The organism is Nocardiopsis sp. NPDC055824 (assembly GCF_053616335.1).
The window spans coordinates 1-22,772 of record NZ_JBSHDN010000036.1 but is presented as its reverse complement, the minus strand read 5'-3'; the positions used below and the strand labels follow the sequence as shown (position 1 = coordinate 22,772).

13 protein-coding genes are annotated in these 22,772 nt (G+C 72.6%); 12 read left to right on the top strand and 1 reads right to left on the bottom strand.

All coding sequences use genetic code 11. The features are described from left to right. Positions 1–11: 11 nt before the first annotated feature. Genes ACWGL3_RS10620 through ACWGL3_RS10600 form a run of 5 tightly spaced genes read left to right on the top strand, consistent with a single transcriptional unit; the run spans position 12 to position 5,072 of the window. The gene (locus tag ACWGL3_RS10620) at positions 12–890 is read left to right on the top strand and encodes an ABC transporter permease (RefSeq protein ID WP_267946186.1); all 879 of its coding nucleotides are present in this window, start codon (positions 12–14) and stop codon (positions 888–890) included. Between the two features lie 5 nt (positions 891–895). Then, on the top strand, positions 896–1,981 hold the full coding sequence (locus ACWGL3_RS10615; protein WP_267946185.1) for an ABC transporter ATP-binding protein: 1,086 nt from the start codon (positions 896–898) through the stop codon (positions 1,979–1,981). Continuing rightward, on the top strand, positions 1,974–3,068 hold the full coding sequence (locus ACWGL3_RS10610; protein ID WP_412759594.1) for an ABC transporter ATP-binding protein: 1,095 nt from the start codon (positions 1,974–1,976) through the stop codon (positions 3,066–3,068). Before ACWGL3_RS10615 ends, ACWGL3_RS10610 begins: the two co-directional genes overlap by 8 nt. Before the next feature lie 4 nt (positions 3,069–3,072). Then, the gene (locus ACWGL3_RS10605; protein ID WP_344183895.1) at positions 3,073–3,264 is read left to right on the top strand and encodes a hypothetical protein; all 192 of its coding nucleotides are present in this window, start codon (positions 3,073–3,075) and stop codon (positions 3,262–3,264) included. Continuing rightward, positions 3,261–5,072: an ABC transporter substrate-binding protein gene (locus ACWGL3_RS10600; protein WP_452461182.1), complete on the top strand. Its 1,812-nt coding sequence runs from the start codon at positions 3,261–3,263 to the stop codon at positions 5,070–5,072. The genes ACWGL3_RS10605 and ACWGL3_RS10600 overlap by 4 nt, the downstream gene beginning before the upstream one ends. Positions 5,073–6,704: 1,632 nt before the next feature. On the opposite strand, the gene ACWGL3_RS10595 is transcribed toward ACWGL3_RS10600, so the two are convergent. Continuing rightward, on the bottom strand, positions 6,705–6,836 hold the full coding sequence (locus ACWGL3_RS10595) for a hypothetical protein (protein ID WP_352986564.1): 132 nt from the start codon (positions 6,834–6,836) through the stop codon (positions 6,705–6,707). A 674-nt stretch (positions 6,837–7,510) separates the two neighbouring features. Between ACWGL3_RS10595 and ACWGL3_RS10590 the strand changes: the two genes are divergently transcribed. The 7 genes from ACWGL3_RS10590 to ACWGL3_RS10560 form a co-directional block, all read left to right on the top strand. After that, positions 7,511–9,073 carry a sensor histidine kinase gene (locus ACWGL3_RS10590; RefSeq protein ID WP_452461181.1) on the top strand — a complete coding sequence of 521 codons (1,563 nt, stop codon included), beginning with the start codon at positions 7,511–7,513 and terminating at the stop codon, positions 9,071–9,073. A gap of 103 nt (positions 9,074–9,176) precedes the next feature. Then, entirely contained in the window at positions 9,177–9,602 is a 426-nt protein-coding gene (locus ACWGL3_RS10585; RefSeq protein WP_267946182.1) for a roadblock/LC7 domain-containing protein, read from the top strand. Between the two features lie 46 nt (positions 9,603–9,648). Then, positions 9,649–10,008 (top strand): DUF742 domain-containing protein, encoded by a 360-nt coding sequence (locus tag ACWGL3_RS10580; RefSeq protein WP_082768466.1) that lies wholly within the window; start codon positions 9,649–9,651, stop codon positions 10,006–10,008. 22 nt (positions 10,009–10,030) lie between these two features. Next, a complete protein-coding gene (locus ACWGL3_RS10575; protein WP_344183898.1) occupies positions 10,031–10,588 on the top strand; it encodes a GTP-binding protein in 558 nt (185 codons plus the stop codon). 60 nt (positions 10,589–10,648) lie between these two features. After that, the gene (locus tag ACWGL3_RS10570; protein ID WP_267946179.1) at positions 10,649–11,908 is read left to right on the top strand and encodes a styrene monooxygenase/indole monooxygenase family protein; all 1,260 of its coding nucleotides are present in this window, start codon (positions 10,649–10,651) and stop codon (positions 11,906–11,908) included. Positions 11,909–12,311: 403 nt separating this feature from the next. Next, on the top strand, positions 12,312–20,396 hold the full coding sequence (locus ACWGL3_RS10565) for a type I polyketide synthase (RefSeq protein ID WP_267946178.1): 8,085 nt from the start codon (positions 12,312–12,314) through the stop codon (positions 20,394–20,396). Next, positions 20,383–22,772, top strand: a 2,390-nt coding sequence (locus ACWGL3_RS10560; protein ID WP_452461180.1) for a type I polyketide synthase, incomplete at its 3' end; no start/stop codon positions are given. The genes ACWGL3_RS10565 and ACWGL3_RS10560, both read left to right, overlap by 14 nt.

Sequence of the window (22,772 nt, the reverse complement as noted above, 5' to 3'; positions counted from 1 at the left end):
GGGACAGCACCATGGCCGTCACCACCGCCGCCCCCGGAGTCGGGGTCTGGGGCGCCATCTGGCAGGGCATCACCCGCAGCACCAGCGGGTTCGTCGGACTCTGCCTCGTCCTGAGCGTCCTGCTCTTCTCCTTCGTCGGCCCGCTGCTCATCGAGACCGACAACCCCACGGACGTCACCAAGATCTGGGGCCCGATGACGTCCGAGCACTGGCTCGGCACCAACCACGAGGGCAAGGACACGTTCATCCAGCTCGTGCTGGGCGGACGCGAGCCCATCTGGGTCGGCCTCACCGCCGCCCTCATCACCGTCGCCATCGCCGTCGTCCTGGGCAGCCTCGCCGGCTACCTGCGCGGGCGCGTCGACCACTTCCTGCTCCAGCTCACCGACATCACGATGACCATCCCGTTCATCGTGCTCATGCTGGTCATCGCCTCGTTCTACCGCGCCGCGTCCCCGCTGATGGTCTCGCTCATCATCGGCCTCGTCACCTGGCCCTACCTCATGCGGTCCATCCGCGCCCAGGTGCTCACCCTCAAGGAACGCGAGTTCATCGAGGCCGCCCGCCTCCAGGACCTGGGCACCGCCCGCATCGTCTTCGTCGAGGTGCTGCCCAACATGGCGGGCTACATCTTCATCAACTTCATCATCGCCATCACCAACGCCATCTACGCGGTCGTCGGCATGTACCTGCTCGGCCTCCTGCCGAGCACCGCCGCCAACTGGGGGCTGATGATCCAGCAGGCCTGGGACAACAACGCCTTCCTGCTGCCGCAGGCCGCCCCGTTCCTGGTCGCCCCGATGGTGATGATCATGCTCTTCCAGATCGGCCTGGTCACCATGACCCGGTCCCTGGAGCAGGCCCTCAATCCACGACTCCGGGACAGGTGAGCCCAGTGACCGACCACCCCGCCGCCCCGGCCGCCGGGAAGGCCCCGGCCGGAGGCCCCGCCGAAGGGGCGCTGCTCTCCGTCCGCGGCGTCGACGTCGGCTACCGGACCGGGCGCAGAACCCGGGTCACCGCCGTCCGCGACGTCTCCTTCGACCTCTACCCCGGCCAGTCCATGGCGCTGGTCGGCGAGTCCGGCTGCGGCAAGACCACCCTCGGCCTCGGCCTGCTCCGGCTGCTCCCGCGCACGGGCGTCGTCTCCTCGGGGGAGATCCTGTTCCGCCGCAAGGACGGCCGGCTCGTCGACGTCCGCACCCTCGCCAGGGAGGACCTGCGCCGGTTCCGCTGGAACGAGGCCGCCATGGTCTTCCAGGGCGCCATGAACGCGTTCAACCCCGTGCTGCGCATCGAGGACCACTTCCTCGACACCTTCCGCGCCCACGAGGGCGGACGGCGCCGCCCCCGCAAGGAGATCCTGGAGCAGTCCGCCGACCTGCTCACGACGGTCCGGCTCGACCCCGCCCGCGTCCTGGGGAGCTTCCCCCACGAACTGTCCGGCGGCATGCGCCAGCGCGCCCTCATCGCGCTCGCCCTCGCCCTGAAGCCGCAGCTCCTCATCCTCGACGAGCCCACGACCGCGCTGGACATCCTCACCCAGCGCTCCATCGTCGAGCGCCTCGCCGAACTCCGCGACGAACTGCGGTTCGCGATGGTCTTCATCACCCACGACCTGGGCCTGGCCGCCGAACTCGCCGACCGCGTCGGCACCATGTACGCGGGCCGCATGATCGAGACCGGCACCACCCGCGACATCTTCTACCGGGCCCGCCACCCCTACACGTCGGCGCTGATCAACTCCGTGCCGCCCGTCGCGGGCGACCTCACCGTCCCGCAGTCGCTGCCGGGCGGACCGCCCAGCCTCACCGCGCTGCCGCCGGGCTGCTCCTTCGCCCCGCGCTGCGCGCACGCCGTCGACGCCTGCTCGCACACCCGCCCCACCCTGGACGTGCTCCGGACCCGCACCGAGGGGCTGAGCCACGCCGCGGCCTGCCTGCGTACCCACGAACTCCTCGAGGGGGCCACCCGTGATTGACCGCACCGCACCCGCGCCCCGGCCGGACCGCGCGGCCACCGCCGCAGAGGGACCGGACGGAGGCGGCCCGTCCGCCGAGGCCGCACCGGAGGCCGCCGCCCTGCGCGAGGCCGCCCCGCCCGTCCTCAGCCTCAAGGGGGTCCACCAGGTCTTCGGCACCCCGCGCGGCGACGTCCCCGCCGTCGCCGGGGTCGACCTGGAGGTCCGCCCCGGCCAGGTGCTGTGCCTGGTCGGCGAGTCCGGCTGCGGCAAGACCACCAGCGCCCGCATGGCCGCGGGACTCGCCGCCCCCACCGCGGGCTCCGTCCTCTTCCGGGGCAGGGACGTCGCCGCGATGGACAAGCACGAGCGCTCCGTGTTCCGCCGCGCCGTCCAGTACATCCACCAGGACCCCTACGCCTCCCTCAACCCGGTGCGCACCGTCTACTCCACGGTCTCCGCCGGACTGCGCCGCCACAAGATGGTCAAGGACCGCCACGAGGCCCGCCGGGCCGTCACCGAGCTCCTGGAGCGGGTCGACCTCACCCCCGCCGAGGACTACCTCGACAAGTACCCGCACCAGATGTCCGGCGGCCAGCGCCAGCGCGTCGCCGTCGCCCGTGCGCTCGCGATGAACCCCGAGGTGATCATCGCCGACGAGTCCACCTCGATGCTGGACGTGTCGATCCGCGTCAGCCTGCTCAACACCCTGGGGAAGCTGCGGGACGAGCTGGGCGTCAGCTTCCTGTTCATCACCCACGACCTGGCCGTGGCCAAGTACTTCGCGTGGGACGGCGAGATCGCCGTCATGTACCTGGGCAAGGTCGTCGAGCACGGCCCCACGCCGCAGGTGGTCAACGACCCCCGGCACCCCTACACCCGCGCCCTCGTCTCCGCCGTGTGCGAGCCGGACCCCGACCTGGCCCGGACCAAGGAGCGGGTCCGGCTGCGCAGCGCCGACATCCCCGACCTCACCGACCTGCCGCCCGGCTGCGACTTCCACCCGCGCTGCCCCCTCTACGCGCAGGGCGCCTGCGACACCCTCCGACCGCCGCTGGTGCCCAGCCACGACCGCCTGCTCGCCTGCCACGTGGTCACCGGGGAGTGAGGACGTGCTCCTCCTCGTCGGCCGCTTCGCCCTCCTGGCCGGAGCGTTCCTCACCCTGGCCAGCGCCCTCCTCGCCGTACTGAATCCCCCCGGCTCAGCCGAGTTCGTCATCAGCGTCGTCACCGTCGTGATCGGCCTCGTCGTGCTCTCCCTCGGACTGATCGCCGTCCTACTGGAAAGGAAGAGTCAAGAATGACCTTCACCCCCTCGGACAACCCCCTCATGCGGGACCTGAGCCGGCGCCGCCTGCTCCGCGCGGTCGGGTTCGGCGCGGCCGGAGCGGCGGGCGCGGGCCTGCTCACCTCCTGCGCCGGCGGTGACCGGGCGTCGAGCGGCGCCACCCGGTTCACCGGCGTCTTCGACTACGACCTGGACTCCCAGACGCGCAACGTCCACGTCGAGGACGGGGCGCTGCTGCTCAACTCCGTCTACAAGGACCTGTTCCTGTGCACGGGCGGCATCTACAACTGGCGCACGCACGAGTGGGACTACCTGCTCCTGGAGGGCACCGAGTGGGACGGCGACAACCTGATCGTCACCCTGCGCTCGGGCCTGAGGTGGAGCGACGGCACCGACCTGACCTCCGACGACATGATCCAGAGCTACGCCATGCGCGTCCTGGAGGCCCCGGTGTGGGGCGTCGGCTTCCCGCAGGTCCAGGAGCTGGAGCAGCTGGACGCGGTGAGCGTGCGCCTGGGGTTCGACGACCCCTTCCCCAACATCGAGCGCAGCATCATCAAGCACCGCATCGTCAGCAAGACCACCTACGCCGACTTCGGCGAGCGCGCCGTGCAGATGGTCGCCGACGGCGTCCGCCAGGGCGACGACGAGCACACGGAGTTCAACGCCGAGTTCATCGAGTTCAACCCCGACGAGATCATCTGCAGCGGCCCGTACCGCTTCGACCCGGAGCAGATGTCCGACGCGCGGATCACCCTGGTCCGCAACGAGGAGGGCTACCAGGGCACGGAGGTGCTGTTCGACGAGGTCGTCATCCACAAGGGCGACAACCGCCAGTCCGCCCTCCTGGTGCAGCAGGGCGAGGTGGACTACTCCACCCTCGCCCCCTCCGCCGCCGACCAGCAGGCGTTCCAGGGGGTGGAGGGCTTCACCTGGATCGAGCACGCGGGCTACGACGGCTGCGGCCTGATGTTCAACTACGCCGCCAAGCCCGAGCTCCAGGACGTGCGGGTGCGCAAGGCCCTCGCGCACATCCTCGACAGCGACACCGTCGGCCAGGTGGCCCGCGGCGAGGGCTACACCCGGGTCGAGCACTACGCGGGGCTGGTGGACCTCCAGGCGGAGGAGATCTTCACCGCCGACGAACTGGCCGGGTTCGAGCGCTACGACCAGGACCTGGACAGGGCCGCCGAACTCCTGGAGGAGGCGGGCTGGACCAAACGGGACGGCGTCTGGCACACCTCCGAGGGCGAGCCGGCCAGCTACGAGATCATCGGCGTCGCCGGCTGGGGCGACTTCGAGCTGACCTCCACGCAGGTGGAGGAGGCCTGGAACGACTTCGGCATCACCACCACCGCCCGAAACGTTCCGCAGGACAACCCCTGGGGCATCTGGGGCGCCGGTGACTTCGAGGTCGCGGTCCGCCACTGGGGCAACCCGGAGATCCCCGACTACTGGGGCGCCTTCCAGATGAACTTCCTGCTGGAGAACTCGGGCACCGAGGAGTCCCCGGGCCAGTCGTTCGACCTCAACGTGGAGAGCCCCTCCCAGGGCGAGGTCGACCTGGCCGAGCTGGTCGAGGTCGCCAAGCAGGCGGAGACCGAGGAGGAGCAGATGGAGGCCCTGAAGACGATGGCCATCGTCTTCAACGAACTCCTGCCGCGCATCCCCATCTGGACGTACAAGTACCTGGCCCCCGCGGTGGAGGGCGTGCGGGTGCAGTCCTTCGACAAGGAGCACCCGGCCGCCAACAACGAGCAGTACCAGGACAACCACGTCATCCTGTCGCTGATCCAGGGCGACCTGGCGCCGGTCGAGGAGTAGCCGGCGGGCCGGTGCGGCCGGCCGCGGCACGAGCGGGCGGGGACGGGTTCGGGCCCGTCCCCGCCCTTCGTGGAATGCGACCGCTCCTACGCGTGCGCGACGGAAGAAGCGGTCTCCGCCACGGCCGCGGAACGGTCGTGACGAGTTCCTTCCGTGCGCGAAATCGTCTGCCTTCCAGAATCCTCTCCCCGATCGCCGACGGATTGCGTGCACACCGTTTCCCCGAAGCTCCGGTGTGTGCTCGAAACGACGCGGAGTTGTGGAGATTCCCAGCTCAAGGCAGGTGTGGGGCGTTTCGGTCCAGAGTGTCGCAGGGGCCGCGCCCCGAACGAGAGGGCCCGGATCCACTCCTGCGGCCCGGGCGGAGCGGGCGCCGCGCTCCCGTGGGGCGGAGTTCGCGCTGTGGCTGTCCAGGATTCGGTCTTCTTATGCGGCATTTTCCGGTCTGTCTGTTGTTGGCGGGAGGGGTGGTTTCACATTTTTCGGCCTCCCTCGCGCGGTCTCCGACTTCGCCGACTCCCCGGCTGCGGAGGCCGCGTCGGCCGGATCGGCCGCCCCGGTGTGCCGGGCGCGCCCTGTGCGGGTACGCTCCTCGGCAGGCGGTTCCGGGATGCGCGGCATCCCCGGCCCCCCGCCGCGGGCGGGCCCCGCATCCCGCTGCCGACCCGGGCCGTGTGTGACGAAGATCGTCGGGACCGGCGAGAGCGGTGGGCCCACCGGCCCGAGGGGGAGGTCTGCCAGCCCTCCGGGGGCGTGTCCGTGCTGGTCACGGCCTCTGTCGGGCACTCCGGGCCACGTGTGCGGAACCATGCGGACGGGTGCTCGCGAGGAGTGGAAGCGGGCAAAAGCCCCCAAACTTCACAAAAGTGATCTGGCGTACGATGTGCGGCGTTCTCGCACGTCAGGAGCGTCCGTCCTGCCGCCTTTCCGATGCTTCCCCGATTCGTCTGCCAAGCCGCGAGACCTTTGTTAGTCTGACGAACCGAACGACGGTTCTCGGTGGAAGTACAGGAATTGTGCGGGGCATGCATACTTGTGGCCGGATTGGGTGTCGGTACCCGTCTGGTCCCCGCGCGCACGGGGGTGCTCCGCCCTCGTCCAGGCGTTCCTCCGGTGCAGGGGGCACCCGGCTGCCACGGGTGCGCCCTCTCGGCCTCCGACGCGGCCACCTCCCAGGTCAGGGGCGGTGGTGCGGGGCCGCCGCCGATCCGCCCACCTGATTCGAGGAGACGAGATTGTGGCAGAGGCGCCGTCACCGCGAGACAGCTCCGGCCCCCGCTCCGGCGGGGACGGACCGATGATGTCGACGGAGGACGGGCAAGGAGCCAAACGAGAAGGAAGGTTCCGCAGGGCCATCTCCCGGATGGTCAGGGTCCAGGAACCGCCGTCACCGGAGACCGAGCAAGGAAATCCCGTGCATCATCCCGTGCATCCGCACTCGCAGACCCCCGGCCGCACGTCGGACCGGGAAGGCGGCCAGCACACTGCCGGTGCCGCTCCCGCAGCCAAGGAGACGGCGGAGTCCGGCGGCGACACCCTCCCGCCCGTGACAGACACCGCCGCCACCGGGCCCTTCTCGGGATCGGCCGAGAACGGATACCGCCCCGCATCCAGGGCGAGCGCTCCCAACCCCTACACGAGCCGGCGGGTGAGCAACGTCGACGACGTCGACACCGGCGCCACCCCGATCACGCAGTGGCGCGGCGTCGGGCTCGACGAGCCCGAACCGCGCAGCCCGCACATCCCCGCCACGACGGACACCATGACCGACACCTCCTCCTCGCCAGAGCGCGCAGAGCGGCCCGAGGCCCCTGCGACGCACACACCGGCCCCCGAGCCCCAGCGCCAGGAGGCACCCGCCTCCGAGGCCAGGTGGCCCGAGCCCCGCACGGGCACCCCCCAGGCGGCGCAGCTGAGCCAGGCGGCTCAGCAGAGCCAGGAGGCGTGGCAGCGGCCCGCCGACCGGCCCCAGCAGCCCTCCGCCGGTTCGGGCGAGCCCCGGGCGGAGCGCCCAGGCCCCGCAGCCGGAGCGCCCCGAGGCGCAGGCGCCGTCCCCCTACCAGCAGCCGAGCACCTCGCACGAGCCGCCCGTCCAGGAGCGCTACTCCGAGCAGCGGTACGGCGACGCGCCGCGCGCGGGCCAGCAGTACCCGGGCGACCGGAGCCAGGCCCCGCAGCCCCCCGACGGCCGGTACGCGGCGCCCTACCAGGGCGACGGACGCCACCAGGGCCCGGCCCCGCAGGCCGGCCAGTACCAGGGCGAGGCCCCCCGGGGCGGCCAGTACGGCAACCCCTACGAGCCGCCGCGCTACGCCGGGCACGAGCAGTACCAGCCCCACCCGCAGGCCCCCGCCGGCTACCCGGCGCACCGGCAGGACGCCTACGCGCCCCCGCCGCCCCCGCAGTACGGCGCCTACGCGCCGCCGCAGGGCCAGCCCATGCCGCCGCAGCACGCGCCCTACCCGGCGCCGTACCCGCAGCAGCCCGTGGTCGCCTACCCGAGCCCCTACCCGATGCCCTTCCAGCCGCCCGGCTACGTGCTCCACGGCCAGCCGGTCTTCTACCCGGGGCAGTACAACCCCTACGGCCAGCCCGTCCAGCACGTCATCGTGCTCGCCGCCGGACAGCAGCCGCAGGTGATCACCACCGAGTCCGCCGGCGCGCTGCTGGCCGAGCACGCCGGGCGCACCACCGCCGAAGAGGTGCGGGAGGACAGGGCGGCCGAGCGGGCCAGGGCCGTGGAGGAGGCCGCGCCCGCCCCCGCGGTCGCCGCGGAGCCCGAGCCCAAGGCCGTCACCGGGGCCCCGGCCGCCCCGGTCGAGGCCCCCGAGCCCGGCACGGCCGCCGCCCCCGAGGAGGAGCGGGCCCCGGCACAGTCGGAGGTCCCCAGCGACCTCCCCGAGCGGGCCGCGCTCGTCGAGGAGATCGCCGCGCTGCGCGGCAAGCAGGGCACCCTCCTCAACGAGGCGCTCGCCGGCCTGGCGATGCGCGACCTCTCGCTCGTGGACGCGCTGCTGGAGATGGTCGAGGAACTGGAGACCGACGCCCAGGACCCCGACCTGCTCGACAAGCTCTTCCAGATCGACAACTTCGCGACCCGGATGCGGCGCAACGGGGAGAACCTCCTGGTGCTCACCGGACACGACGGCGGAGAGTCCGACGCCCACGACGAGATCGTCCCCCTGCTCGACGTCGCCCGCGCGGCCACGTCCGAGATCAAGGACTACCCCCGGGTCCGCCTGGGCAAGCTCCCGCAGACCTCCATCACCGGTATGGCGGCCGACGACATCAGCCACCTCCTCGCCGAGCTGCTGGACAACGCCACCGCCAACTCGCCCGAGCACTCCCAGGTCGTGATCAGCGGCCAGGAGATGGACGACGGCCGCCTCATGATCGTCGTCGAGGACGAGGGCGTGGGCATCCCCGAGAACCAGCTGGCCGAGCTCAACGCCCGCCTGGGCGGTCAGCCGGTCCTCGACGACGAGGTGCCCCGCCACATGGGCCTCTACGTCGCGAGCCGGATCGCGATCAAGCACGGGCTGGAGACCAGACTCGAATCCCGGTCCTTCCGCGGGGTGAGCGCCTACGCGATCATCCCCAAGGAGCTGCTGCGCGTGGCCACCCCCCGCACGCCCGGACAGGCGCGCACGTCCACGATCCCGACGGTCAAGGCCCCCGCGGCCCCCATCGCCCCGGCGGCCCCCCGGCCCATCCCGGGCACCGGCGCGAACGGGGTCCCCGCGTCCGCTCCCAAGGAAGGCGCGGCCTCCTCGGTCACCGCGGCCGGACTGCCCCGGCGCAGCGCCACCCCGCACGGCTCGCCCCTGCGGAGGATGCCGCGCCCCGGAACGGTCACGGAACCCCCCAAGGGCCGCGCCGACACCCCGCCCAAGCTGACGGGGGAGGCCAGGGCCGCGCAGATCCGCGACGAGCTCGGCGACTTCCTCGAAGGGGAGCGCGCCGCTCTGGAGGGCGAGGAGATCGAGGGCGACGACAAGTGACGCCACCGTTCCCCAGGGGCTCACAGGAGCACCCCCCGGTGTGCACGCACACCCTCCGTACACAGCGAACCCGATACTCGGCCGAGGCAGGTAGGACACAACGATGACTGAATCCGTGAACGACAGCGTGGAGAACTTCTCGTGGCTCATCGACCGGTTCGTCCGGGACGTGCGGGGCGTCGAGCACGCCGTGGTGGTCTCGTCCGACGGCCTGGTCCTGACCCACTCCAGTGACTTCCCCGAGGAGCACGCCGAGCAGCTCGCGGCCATCGCCAGCGGTCTGCACAGCCTCGCGGTCGGTGGAGCCCAACTGTTCCAGCGCGGTGAGTGCGAGCAGCTGCTCGTGCGCTTCAACCACGGCCACCTCTTCATCATGGCCATCAGCGACGGTTCCTGCATGGCGGTCCTCACCGCCCCCGGCACGGAACTCAAGCTCGTCGGCTTCCAGATGGCCAAGCTGGTCGAGAACGTGGCCCACGTTCTCACGCCGCAGCTGCGCTCGCAGCTGCGCGAAGTCATCCAGAACTGACGAGGGTGACCCGTGACGGTTCGGCAGGAATGAGGTTGCTGCGGCTATGAGCTTCCGCAGGCGAAGGAGTAACCGTGTCCGCCCGTTCACCTTCACCGGTGGGCGGACGCGGTCACGGCATCCGCTGATGGTGCAGACCCTGGTCTCGACGTCCGAGCCCGGGCAGGAACCTCCTGGCACCCTCATGCCGGAGTCGATCAACATCTACAAACTGTGCCGGGAGACCCGGTCGCTCGCCGAGGTGTCGGCCGAGCTGAACATCCCCCTGGGCGTCACACAGGTACTGGTCAGCGACCTGGCCGAGCAGGACCTCGTGTACATCCACCCGACCATCACCGGCAGCAGTCCATCGGAAAACCAGGTTCTGGAGAGGGCTCTTCGTGGTCTCGAACGACTTTTCCAGTGACAAGCGGTCGAATCGCAAGAAGATGTCGAGCAAGATCGTCATCGCCGGTGGCTTCGGCGCCGGCAAGACGACCTTGGTGCGCTCGGTGTCGGAGATTCCCCCGGTCACGACAGAGGCGATCATGACCGAGGCGAGCGTCGGACACGACGACACCTCGGTCACCCCCGACAAGACGACCACCACCGTCGCGATGGACTTCGGCCGCATCACCATCGACGACGAGCTGGTCATGTACATGTTCGGAACCCCGGGCCAGGCCCGGTTCTGGTTCATGTGGGACGACCTCGTCCGCGGCGCCGTGGGCGCCGTCGTCGTGGTCGACTGCCGAAGGCTCGCGGACTCCTTCGACGCCGTCGACTACTTCGAGACGAACAAGCGCATCCCCTACATCGTGGCGCTGAACAAGTTCGAGGGCCACCTCGACTACACCTCCGAGCAGGTCCGCGAGGCCCTGGAGGTCAGTCCCGAGGTGCCGATCATCGACTTCGACGCCCGCAACCGCCTGTCCGGGGGCGATGTGCTCAAGGCACTTCTCAGGTACGCCCTGGAGCACAACCGCACCAGCGAGCCCGTCGCCTGACGGGTGGGGAGGCCTCGGCCTCCCCACGGCCCCGTAGATTCCCCAGGAAAGTTAGCGAACATGCGCAAGATCCTTATCGTCGGCGCGGGTCACGCCGGCCTGCACCTGGCTCACGGTCTCCTGAACCACGGCTACGACGTCACGGTGATCACGGGGCAGTCCTCGCTGGAGATCAGGACCGGCAAACCCTCCATCTCCCAGTTCACCTTCCCCACGGCCCTGGAGTGCGAGCGCAAGTTCGACCTCGACTTCTGGAGCGCGCTCTCACCGCAGATCCGCGAACAGAAGCTGGCCGTGTACAGGGAGGGGCAGCCCGTGATGGCCGTGAAGGGGCGCTCCGACCCCGGCAACGGCTACTCGGTGTCGGTCGACCGCCGGGTGAAGATGGCCGACTGGCTGGAGTCCTTCGAGGACCGGGGCGGCAAGGTCGTGATCCACGGCGTCACGGTGACCGACCTGGACTACTTCTCCCGGATGTTCGACCTGATCGTCGTCGCGGTCGGCCACGGGGAGCTGGGCCAGCTCTTCGACTACGACGACAGCCGCTTCAGCGGGACGCGGCCCAGGGCTCTCGCCCAGGCCTACGTCTACGACCTGTGGCCCCCGGACACGGGGGACTCGGCTAACATCGGCTGGTTCGGGGTGACGGAGGAGGCCGGGAACATCCTCCTGCTCCCGATGCTCACCCAGGAGGGGCCCGCCCACAACATCCTCCTGGTGGACAAGAAGGGCGGTCCGATGGACGCCTGGCCGGACCGGCCGGGCCCCGAGGAGCAGCTGCGGCGCATGAAGGACCTCATGCGCAAGTACGCCCCCGAGTTCTTCGAGCGAGCCAAGGACGCCGTCCTGATGGACGGCCGCAGCACCCTCGTCGAAGACCTCACCCCGCAGGTGCGCAACCCGGTGGGGACCCTGCCGTCCGGCGGCAAGGTCATCGGCATGGCCGACGTGGTGGTGACCATGGACCCGTTCGTGGGACAGAGCTGGAACAACTCCACACGGTGTGCCGAGGCCTACCTGGAGAGCATCATCGAACGCGGTGACCAGGTGTTCGACGAAGAGTTCATGATCACAGCCTTCGACCGCTTCTGGGAATTCGGACAGGACAACCAGGAGTGGGCCGAGTTCGCCTCCTCGATGGTCGAGCAGGCGCTGCCAGAGCACATCATGAACGTCATGAACGCGGCATCCGAGTTTCCCGAGATCGCCGATCGGTGGATTCAGGGATGGGACTGCCCGTCGGACTACAAGACGTGGATGTTCGATCCCGTGGTCGCCGAGAGGTACATCAGCGAGGTCCGGGCCCGGCACGCCGGCTGATCCCGGCCCACGTCCGGTGCTTCAGGCCCGGCGCCTCTCGGGCGCCGGGCCTTTTCGCGTATCACACGGGGTGTCCCACGGCTGAGGCGGGGTGACGGGATGAATTGTTGCTTCGCCATTAATCGTTTACTCTCCTGACCGAAATTATCTGTCCGAAAGGGAACCCTCTATTGTCAGTGCTCCTAATCAGGGGTTACGCTCTAGCGAGTTGGATCCCGTTTGACCCCGAATGGTGTTTCCTGGGGTAGTTCTTGTGGTCCTCAGAAGCTCCGGGGCTCGGTACTCCCCAGTGTGTGAATACCGCCCCGGTCCAGTGTTCACGGCGTGCATTTGCACGGGCAGGGCACCGGCCCTCGGCGGTGTCCGGAACATCGAGGACAGTCGAGAGTGAAGGGCAGCGAACGTGAGTGGCGGACCTGCAGGAACCCTGACCAATAGTTCCTGGGAGCCCATCGCCATCGTGGGGATATCCTGCCGCCTGCCGGGCGCCGGCACGCCGGAGGCGTTCTGGAGGATGCTGAGCGAGGGGCGGGAGGCGATCTCGCCGCCCCCCGAGCGCCTGGGCGGGGGCTCCGCGGAGCGCGGACCGCACTGGGGGGGCTACCTCCACGACGCGGAGTGCTTCGACGCCGGGTTCTTCGGCATCTCGCCACGCGAGGCCCTGGCCATGGACCCCCAGCAACGGCTCATGCTCGAACTGGGCTGGGAAGCGGTGGAGCGGTCCCGGACGGCCCCCGGAGCGCTGCGCGACGCCCGCGTGGGCGTGTTCGCCGGCGCGATCAACTCCGACTACGCGCTCCTCCACGACCGCGGCGGCTCCGAAGCCATCACCCACCACACCCTGACCGGCACCAACCGGGGCATGATCGCGAACCGGCTCTCCCACTTCCTGGGACTGCGCGGCCCCAGCCTCACCGTGGACTCCGGACAGTCCTCCGCCCTGGTCAGCGTGCACCTGGCGGTCGAGAGCCTGCGCCGGGGCGAGTCCGACCTCGCCCTGGCCGGCGGCGTCAACCTGATCCTGGTCCCCGAGAGCACCGAGCGCGTCGCCCGCTTCGGGGGGCTGTCGCCCAGCGCCCGCAGCCACACCTTCGACTCCCGGGCCGACGGCTACGTGCGCGGCGAGGGCGGCGCCGTCGTCGTGCTCAAACCACTGGGCCGTGCGCTGGCGGAGGGCGACCGCGTCCACGCCGTCATCCACGGCGGGGCGGTCAACCACTCCGGCGCCACCGAGTACCTCACCAGGCCCACGGTCGAGGGCCAGGCCGACGTGGCCCGTGCGGCCTACGCCAACGCGGGCAAGGAGCCCGGCCAGGTCGCCTACGTCGAACTGCACGGCACCGGCACCCCGGCGGGCGACCCCGTTGAGGCCGCAGCCCTCGGCGAGGTGTTCGCCGAGGGCCGGGAGGAACCGCTGCGGGTGGGCTCGGCCAAGACCAACGTGGGCCACCTGGAGGGCGCCTCGGGCATCGTCGGGCTGATCAAGACCGCCCTCGGCCTGGAGCACCAGCAGATCCCCCCGACCCTGAACTTCAGCGAGCCCCACCCCGCCATCGACCTCGACGCCCTGGGCCTGGCGGTGCAGACCCGCCGCGAGCCCTGGCCGAGCCACGCCCCCCTTGCGGGGGTGTCCTCCTTCGGCATGGGCGGCGCCAACTGCCACCTGGTCCTCGGCCCCGCCCCCGTCGCCGGCCGAGCCACCGCCGAGACGCCCGCGTCGCGCACCCTGGACCCCGTCCCGTGGGTGCTGACGGGACGCTCCGAGGAGGCGCTGCGCGCCCAGGCCTCGGCCCTGCACGCCTACGTGTCCGCCAACCCCGGCGTCCGGGCCCGCGACGTCGGCCTCTCCCTGGCCACCACCAGGGACGTGTTCGAGCACCGCGCCGTGGTCTTCGCCGCGGGAGAGGGCGGGACCAGGGAGCTGGAGTCCGTGCGCCCCGAGGGCCCCGCCGTCGTGGGCGGACCCGGACCGGTCCTCGTCTTCCCCGGTCAGGGCGGGCAGTGGCTCGGCATGGGCCGCGACCTGCTCGACGGGGAGGGGGCGATGGCCGAGGAGTTCACCCGCAGCGTCGCCGAGTGCGAACGCGCGCTGGAGCCCTACGTGGACTGGGCGCTCACCTCCGTCCTGCGCGGTGAGCCGCAGGCCCCGCCCCTGACCGGCGGCCAGGCGGGGGCGGACGTCGTCCAGCCGGTGCTGTGGGCGGTCATGGTCTCCCTCGCCCGGGTGTGGGAGTCCCTCGGTGTGCAGCCCTCGGCGGTGGTCGGGCACTCCCAGGGCGAGCTGGCGGCCGCGTGCGTGGCCGGCGCGCTCACCCTGGACGAGGCGGCCCGGATCGTGGCGCTGCGCAGCCGTGCCCTGACCGCGCTCGCGGGCAGCGGGGCCATGGCCTCGCTGGGCGTCACCCCCCCGGAGGCGGAGAAACTGGCCCGCTCCCTGCCCGACCTGCACGTGGCGGCCGTCAACGGCCCCTCGTCCGTGGTGGTGTCGGGGAACCCGCACTCGGTGCGCGAGGCCGTGGAGCGCTGCGTGGACGCCGGAGCACACGGAGCCCTGGTCGACGTGGACTACGCGTCGCACTCCGCCCACGTGGAGCGCATCCGCGACAGCGTCACCCAGTACCTCGGGAAGGTGCGCTGGCGCCGTCCGCGGATCCCCGTCTACTCCACGCTCACCGGCGGGGAACTGGGCAGGACCCCCATGGACGCGGCGTACTGGTACTCCGGGCTGCGCAACCCCGTCCTGTTCGCCGACGCCGTCGACGCCCTGGTGGCGGACGGCCACCGGATCTTCCTGGAGGTGGGCCCGCACCCGGTGCTGGCGCACGGAGTCCGCGGCTCCCTGGAGCGCGCGGGCGTCTCCGGCCACGTGCTCAAGACCCTGCGGCGCGGCGAGGGGGACGAGGCGCAACTGCTCACGGCCGCGGCCCGCGCCTTCAGCGCCGGCGTGGACATCGACTGGCCCGTGCTGTTCGAGGGCACCGGCGCGCGCCGCACGGACCTTCCCACCTACCAGTTCCAGCGCAGGGCCTTCTGGCCGGAGGGGGCGGACGGGCTCCGCCACGAGGGCTCGGTGAGCTGGGCCCCGCCGCAGCCGGCCGCCGGGGAGGGCGGGGCCGGAGCACCCCGCACGGAGACGGTCGCCGGCCTGGTGTACGCGTGCACGGCACGCGTCCTGGACCGCGACGCGCTCGACCCGGGGGACGAGCACCGGGCGTTCCGGGATCTGGGCTTCGACTCCGTCATGACGCTCGAACTGCGGGACGCGGTCCAGGGGGCCACCGGCGTCCGGCTGGACGACACCCTCCTGTTCGAGGTGCCCACCCCGGCCGGGCTGGCGGACTTCCTCACCGGCGAACTGGGCGGCGACGAGATCACCGCGGAGGGGGAGGCCGAGGCCGGACGGCCGGCCGCGACGGGCCGTCGGCCGGAGTCCGCCGGGGCCCGGCCCGTCCGGGAGCCCGCCGCGGACGACCCCATCGCCATCACGGCCATGGCCTGCCGCCTGCCGGGCGGTGCGTCCTCGCCGGAGGAGCTGTGGCGCCTGGTCGAAGAGGGCGTGGACGCCGTCGGTGACTTCCCCGACAACCGGTTCTGGGACCTGGACGCCCTCTACGACCCCGAACCCGGGACCCCCGGACGCACCTACACCCGCAGGGGCGGGTTCCTGTACGACGCCGACATGTTCGACGCCGACTTCTTCGGGATCTCCCCGCGCGAGGCCGACGCCATGGACCCCCAGCAGCGGCTGCTCCTGGAGACCTCCTGGGAGGCGGTCCAGCGCGCCGGGCTCTCCACCGACGACCTGCGCGGGGAGCAGGTCGGCGTGTTCGTCGGCGCGATGCCCGGCGACTACGGCCCCCGGCTGTCCGACCCCGCGGGGCAGGGCGACGCCGGGTACCGGCTCACCGGTTCGACGATGAGCGTGGCCTCCGGGCGCGTCGCCTACGTGCTCGGGCTGAGGGGCCCGGCGCTCACCATCGACACCGCCTGCTCCTCCTCCCTGGTGGCCCTCCACCAGGCGGCGGAGGCGATCCGCAGGGGCGAGTGCGCGATGGCGCTCGCCGGCGGCGTCACCGTGATGTCCTCGCCCGGCATGTTCCTGGAGTTCTCCGCCCAGCGCGGGCTGTCCGCCGACGGCCGGTGCAAGGCCTTCTCCGACGACGCGGACGGAACCGCGTGGGCGGAGGGCGCCGGGATGCTCCTCCTGGAGCGCGCCTCCCGGGCGAGGCGGGCCGGACGGCCCGTCCTGGCCCTGCTCCGCGGCAGCGCGGTCAACTCCGACGGCGCGAGCAACGGGCTCACCGCCCCCAACGGCAAGGCACAGGAGGACGTCATCGAGCGGGCCCTGGCCGCCTCCGGGCTGGAGGCCGGCGAGGTGGACGCCGTGGAGGCCCACGGCACCGGTACCCGGCTCGGCGACCCGATCGAGGCCAGGGCGCTCATCTCCGTGTACGGCCGTGGCAGGGGCGACGGCGCCGAGCCGCTGCGCCTGGGCTCGCTCAAGTCCAACATCGGGCACGCGCAGGCCGCCGCCGGCGTCGCCGGGGTGATCAAGACCGTGCAGGCCCTTCGCCACGGGCGCCTGCCCCGGACCCTCCACGCCGACGCCCCCACCAGCAGGGTGGGCTGGGACGGCAGCGGGGTGCGCCTGCTCACCGAGAACGAGCCCTGGCCCGACACCGGCCGCCCCCGGCGCGCGGCGGTGTCCTCCTTCGGTATCAGCGGCACCAACGCCCACCTCGTCCTGGAGGGGGTCTCCGACGAGGGCGCCCCCGTCCTGCTGCCGGACCTGCCCTTCCGGCGCCGCAGGCACTGGGCGCCGCCCGTCACCGCCCCGGCCCCGACCGGTACCGCGCTGCTCGCGGACGAGGGGCTGGAACTGGCCGACGGCTCCACCGTGTTCACGGGGGAGGTCGGCGCCGCCGACCACCCCTGGACGGCCGACCACGGGCTGCTGGGGCGGACCATCCTCCCGGGGACGGCCCTGGCCGAGCTCGCCCTGCACGCGGGCGCGCGCACCGGGAGCCCGGTCGTCACCGACCTGACCCTGGAGACGCCCCTGGCCCTGCCCCGGGACGGGGCGGCCGCGGTGCAGGTGACCGTGGGCGGACCGGACCGGCGGGGACGCCGCGAGGTGGGCGTCCACTCGCGCGGGGAAGGCGGCGGGGCGTGGACCCGGCACGCCTCCGGCATGCTCGAACCCGAGGACGACGCGAGTGCCTGGGACGCCGGAGCCGCGGGGAGGGGCTCCGCTGCGGCGGAGCCCGCCTGGTCGACGGCCGACGCCTCCCCCCTGGAGTTCGACGCCGACGCCGAGTACCAGGGCCTGGCCCGGCGCGGCTACGCCTACGGCCCCGCTTTCCGGGGCCTGCGCCGCGCCTGGCGCGACCGGAACGGGACGCTCCTGGCCGAGGTCGCCCTGCCCGGCCGCACGCGCGGCGCCTTCGAGGGGCCCCACCCGGCCCTGCTGGACGCCGCCCTGCACGCGGTGCTCCTGTTCGGCTCCTCCGGGGGCGGGGTGCCACTGGTCCCCTTCGCCTGGACCGGGGTCCGGACGGTCTCTGCCGTCGCACCGCCCGCCGAGCTGCGGGTGCGCTGGGAGACGCTCGGCCGGGACCGCTACCGGCTCACCGCCTTCGACGGTGACGGGGCGCTCGTCCTGACCGTCGACGAGCTCGTCATGCGCCCCGTCGACACCGACGCCCTCCCGCAGTCGCCGGAGGAGCCCGGACTGTACCGGCTGCGGTGGGAGGCCCTGGAAGCGCCAGACCCGGGGCGGGACATCCCGACCGGTCTCGCCTCCCTGGACGCCTTGGACCCCGAGGGTCCCGTGCCCGACGTGGTCTACGCCGAACTCCCGCCGCGCGCGGTCTACGCCGACCACGGATCGGTCCCCGACGCCGTGCGCGAGGGGCTGCGCTCGGCCCTGGGGTCGGTGCGCTCGTGGCTGTCCGACGAGCGCACGGGGCACGCCCGCCTGGTGCTGGTGACCTGGCGCGCGGTGGTGGCCCACCCCGACGACCGGCTCAGCGGCCTCGCGGCGTCCCCGGCGTGGGGCCTGCTGCGCTCGGCCCAGCGCGAGCACCCCGACCGCCTGGTGATCGTCGACTCCGACGGCTCCGAGGACTCCCACAGGGCGCTGGCCACCGTCGCGGACCTGGGCGAGCCCCAGCTGGCGCTTCGGTCGGGCGGGGTCCTGGTACCCCGCCTCGCCCCGGCGGAGGAGGAGGGGGCGCCCTCCCCGGCCGGCGCCCTGTGGCGGCTCGGCAGCCGTGGGGCCGGGTCGCTGGACTCCCTCACACCGGTGCCCGCCCCGGAGGCGGCCGCGCCGCTGGGGGAGGGACAGGTGCGCATCTCCGTCCGCGCCGCCGGCGTGAACTTCCGCGACGTCGTGGTCGCGCTCGGCATGGTCGACGACGACTACGGGATGGGGCTCGAAGGGGCGGGGATCGTCCTGGAGACCGGCCCCGGGGTCACCGACCTGGAGCCGGGGGACCGGGTCACGGGCATGTTCGGCGGGGCCTTCGGTCCGATGGCGGTGGCCGACCGCCGCCACATCACCCGCATCCCCGAGGGCTGGTCCTTCGAGCAGGCGGCCGCCGTGCCGGTCGTCTACCTGACCGCCTACCACGGCCTGGTCGACCTTGCGGCGGTGCGCCCGGGAGAGAGCGTCCTGGTGCACGCGGCCGCGGGCGGCGTGGGCCTGGCGGCGGTCCAGCTCGCCCGCCACATGGGGGCCAGGGTGTTCGCCACCGCCAGCCCCCACAAGTGGCCGGTCCTGGAGGACTTCGGCCTGGAGAAGAAGCACCTGGCCTCCTCACGCACCCTCGACTTCGAGTCCTCCCTGCGCGCCGCCAACGGCGGGCGCGGCATGGACGTGGTCCTGAACTCGCTCACCGGTGAGTTCGTCGACGCCTCGCTGAGGCTCCTGGCCACGCCCGGCGGAACCTCGGGGGCCGGCGGCCGCTTCGTGGAAATGGGTCGGACCGACATCCGCACCGACGAGGCGGTCTCCGCCGCCCACCCGGGGCGCGGCTACCAGTCCTTCCTCCTGCCCGACGTGGATCCGGCACGGATCGGACAGATGCTCGAACGGATCATGGAGCTCTTCTCGTCCGGGGCCCTCACGCCCCTGCCGATGACCGTCCGGGACGTCCGGGACGCCAAGGAGGCGTTCGGCGTCCTGGAACGCGGCGAGAACGTCGGCAAGATCGTCCTGAGCGTGCCGGCGCCCTTCCCCCAGGAGGGCACCGTGCTGGTCACCGGCGGCACCGGGACCCTCGGCCACCAGGTGGCCCGCCACCTGGTCACCCGGTACGGCGTGCGCGACCTGACCCTGGTCAGCCGCAGCGGCGCCGCCGCCGACGGGCAGGACGCGCGGACCGGCGAACTGCGCGGGCTCGGCGCGCGCGTGGGCGTCCACGCCTGCGACACGGCCGACCGCGACTCCCTGGCCCGGCTGCTCGACGGCCTGCCCGGCGACCGCCCGCTGAGCGCCGTCGTGCACACCGCCGGTGTGCTCGACGACGCCACCGTGCTCTCCCTCGGGCCCGACCAGCTGGAGACGGTCCTGCGGCCCAAGGTCGACGCCGCCTGGAACCTGCACGAGCTCACCGCCGACCTGGACTTGGGCGCGTTCGTCCTCTTCTCCTCGGTGACGGGCACCCTGGGCAGCCCCGGCCAGGCCAACTACGCCGCGGCCAACGTCTTCTGCGACGCCCTGGCGCACCACCGGCGCGAACGCGGGCTCCCCGCCACGTCCCTGGCCTGGGGGCTGTGGGGCGAGGCGAGCGGGATGACCGGCCACCTGGACGGCGGCGACCTGGACACCCTCGGCCGGAACGGCCTGCTGCCGATGCCGACCGACCGCGCCCTGGCCGCGATGGACCGGGCCCTGTACCTGGGGCACGAGAACGTCGTCCCCGCCCTGCTCGACCTGGAGAACGGCCCCGTGCTCCAGGTCCTGGGCGGACTCGCCGACCGGCGGGACGCCGTGGGCGGCGCCGAGCGGACCGGGGAGGCCCCCCTGGGGGCCGAGCGGTTCGCGGACCTGAGCGGGCCCGAGCGTGAGCGGGCGCTGCTCGCCGAGGTCCGCACGCACACGGCCGTCGTGCTCGGGCGGGCGGAACAGGAGGGGGCGTCAGGTGTTCCGGCGGACCGCCCCTTCCGGGAGCTCGGACTGGACTCGCTGACCGGGGTCGAACTGCGCAACCGGCTCGGCGCCCTCTCCGGCCTCCGCCTGCCCGCGACCGCCGTGTTCGACCACCCGACCCCCCGCGCACTGGCCCGGCTCATCGCCGGAAGGCTGTTCCCCGACGAGCCGGCGGCGCCGGAACCGGCCCGTACCGGGGAGACCGAGAAGGAGACCGACGGCCCCGGCGCCAGCGACATCGACGACATGGACGTGGAGGACCTGCTGGGGCTCGCCCTGGCAGCCGACGACACCGCGCCCGAGGGTGAACAGGAGACGGTTGATGGCTATCAGTAACGATCAGGACAGCAAGCTCGTCGCGGCCCTGCGCGCCGCGCTCAAGAAGAACGAGCGACTGCGCGAGGAACTCGACCGCGCGCCGGAGCCGATCGCGATCGTCGGTATGGGCTGCCGTCTCCCCGGGGGGATAGACACCCCCGAAGCCCTGTGGGACCTGCTGGAGCGCGGCGGCGAGGCACTGGGCCCCCTGCCCTCCGACCGGGGCTGGGACCTGGACGCCCTCCTGGGCAAGGACGGGGAGGAGGGCGGGTCGGCCATGGCGCAGGGCGCGTTCCTCGACGACCCGGCCGCCTTCGACCCCGCCTTCTTCGGGATCTCCCCGAAGGAGGCCGAGGCGATGGACCCCCAGCAGCGGCTCCTCCTCGAAGTGGCCTGGGAGGCCGTCGAGAACGCGGGGATCCCGCCGCAGACCCTGGCCGGCGGAGACGCCGGCGTGTGGGTCGGGGCCATCGCGCAGGAGTACGGGCCCCGGCTGACCGAGGCGCCCGGCGACGGGTTCGCGATCACCGGCACCACCAACAGCGTCGCCTCCGGCCGGCTGTCCTACGTCCTGGGCCTGACCGGCCCCGCCGTCACGGTGGACACCGCCTGCTCCTCCTCTCTGGTGGCCGTGCATCTGGCCGTGCGGGCGCTGCGTGCCGATGAATGCTCACTCGCACTCGCCGGCGGGGCGACGGTGATGGCCACCCCCGGCGTCCTGACCGAGTTCACCCACCTCAGGGGCCTCGCCTCCGACGGCCGCTGCAAGGCCTTCGGGGCCGGGGCCGACGGCGCGGGCTTCTCGGAGGGGGCCGGAATGGTCGCGCTGGAGCGCCTGTCGGACGCGCGGCGCAACGGGCACCGGGTGCTGGCGGTGATCCGGGGCGGCGCGGTCAACCAGGACGGCGCCTCCAACGGCCTGACCGCGCCCAACGGCCCCTCCCAGGAGCGGGTCATCGCCCGCGCGCTGGAGGACGCCAGGCTCACCCCGGCCGACGTCGACCTCGTCGAGGCCCACGGGACCGGGACCGCGCTCGGCGACCCCATCGAGGCGCAGGCGCTGATCTCCGCCTACGGTCCGGGCCGGGCGGGCGATCACCCCCTGTGGCTGGGCTCGCTCAAGTCCAACCTCGGCCACCCCCAGGCGGCCGCAGGGATCGCCGGGCTCATCAAGCTCGTCCTCGCGCTGCGCCACGGGGTGCTGCCGCGGACGCTCCACGCCGACGAGCCCACCCCGCACGTGGACTGGTCCTCCGGCGCCGTGGAGCTCCTCACCGAGGCGCGGCCGTGGCCGGAGACCGGCCGCCCCCGGCGCGCGGCGGTCTCCTCCTTCGGGATGAGCGGCACCAACGCCCACCTCGTCCTGGAGCAGGCGCCCACGGAGGAGCGGTCCGGCGCTTCCGAGCCCGGCGCCCAGGACGCCCCCGTGCGCGCAGGTGCGGACCAGGCCGCCCGTCCGGCCGCGGAAAGCGGCCCCGGAGGGGCGGAGCGCGTCCGCGGCCCCGTGCTCTGGCCCCTGTCGGCGCGCGGCGGCGCGGCACTGGCCGACCAGGCCGCCCGTCTGCGCGACCGGGTCGGTGCGGATCCCGGTCTGGACCCGGTGGACGTGGGGTGGTCGCTGGCGACCACCCGCACGGCCTTCGACGACAGGGCCGTGGTGCTGGGCGACGGCCGTGCCGACCTCCTCGACGGGCTCCGGGCCCTCGCCGAGGGGCGTCCCACCCCTGCCGTGGTGACGGGGCGAGCTGCCCCCGACCGGATGCCCGTCCTCGTCTTCCCTGGTCAGGGTGGTCAGTGGGAGGGGATGGCGGTGGAGTTGTTGGATTCCTCACCGGTGTTCGCGGAGCGGATCGCGGAGTGTGAGCGGGCGTTGGCGCCGTATGTCGACTGGTCGCTGGTCTCGGTGTTGCGGGGGGAGGAGGGTGCGCCTTCGTTGGAGCGTGTGGACGTGGTGCAGCCGGTGTTGTGGGCGGTGATGGTCGCCCTGGCGCAGCTGTGGCTCTCGCACGGTCTGCGTCCGGCTGCGGTGGTGGGGCATTCGCAGGGGGAGGTGGCGGCGGCGTGTGTGTCGGGTGCGCTGTCGTTGGAGGACGGGGCGAGGGTGGCGGCGCTGCGCAGCCGGGCCCTCCTGGAGCTGTCCGGGACCGGCGCCATGGTCGCCGTCGCCCTTCCCGAGGCCCGGGTCCGCGAGGACCTGGACGCCTGGGACGGACGCCTGCACGTGGCCGTGGTCAACAGCCCCTCCTCGACCGTGATCGCCGGTGAGACGGAGGCGGTGGTCCGCCTGGCCAAGGACTACGAGGAGTCGGGGGTGCGTGTTCGTCGGATCGCGGTGGACTATGCCTCCCACACCCCGCATGTGGAGCGTTTGCGGGGGTCGTTGGCGTCGGCGTT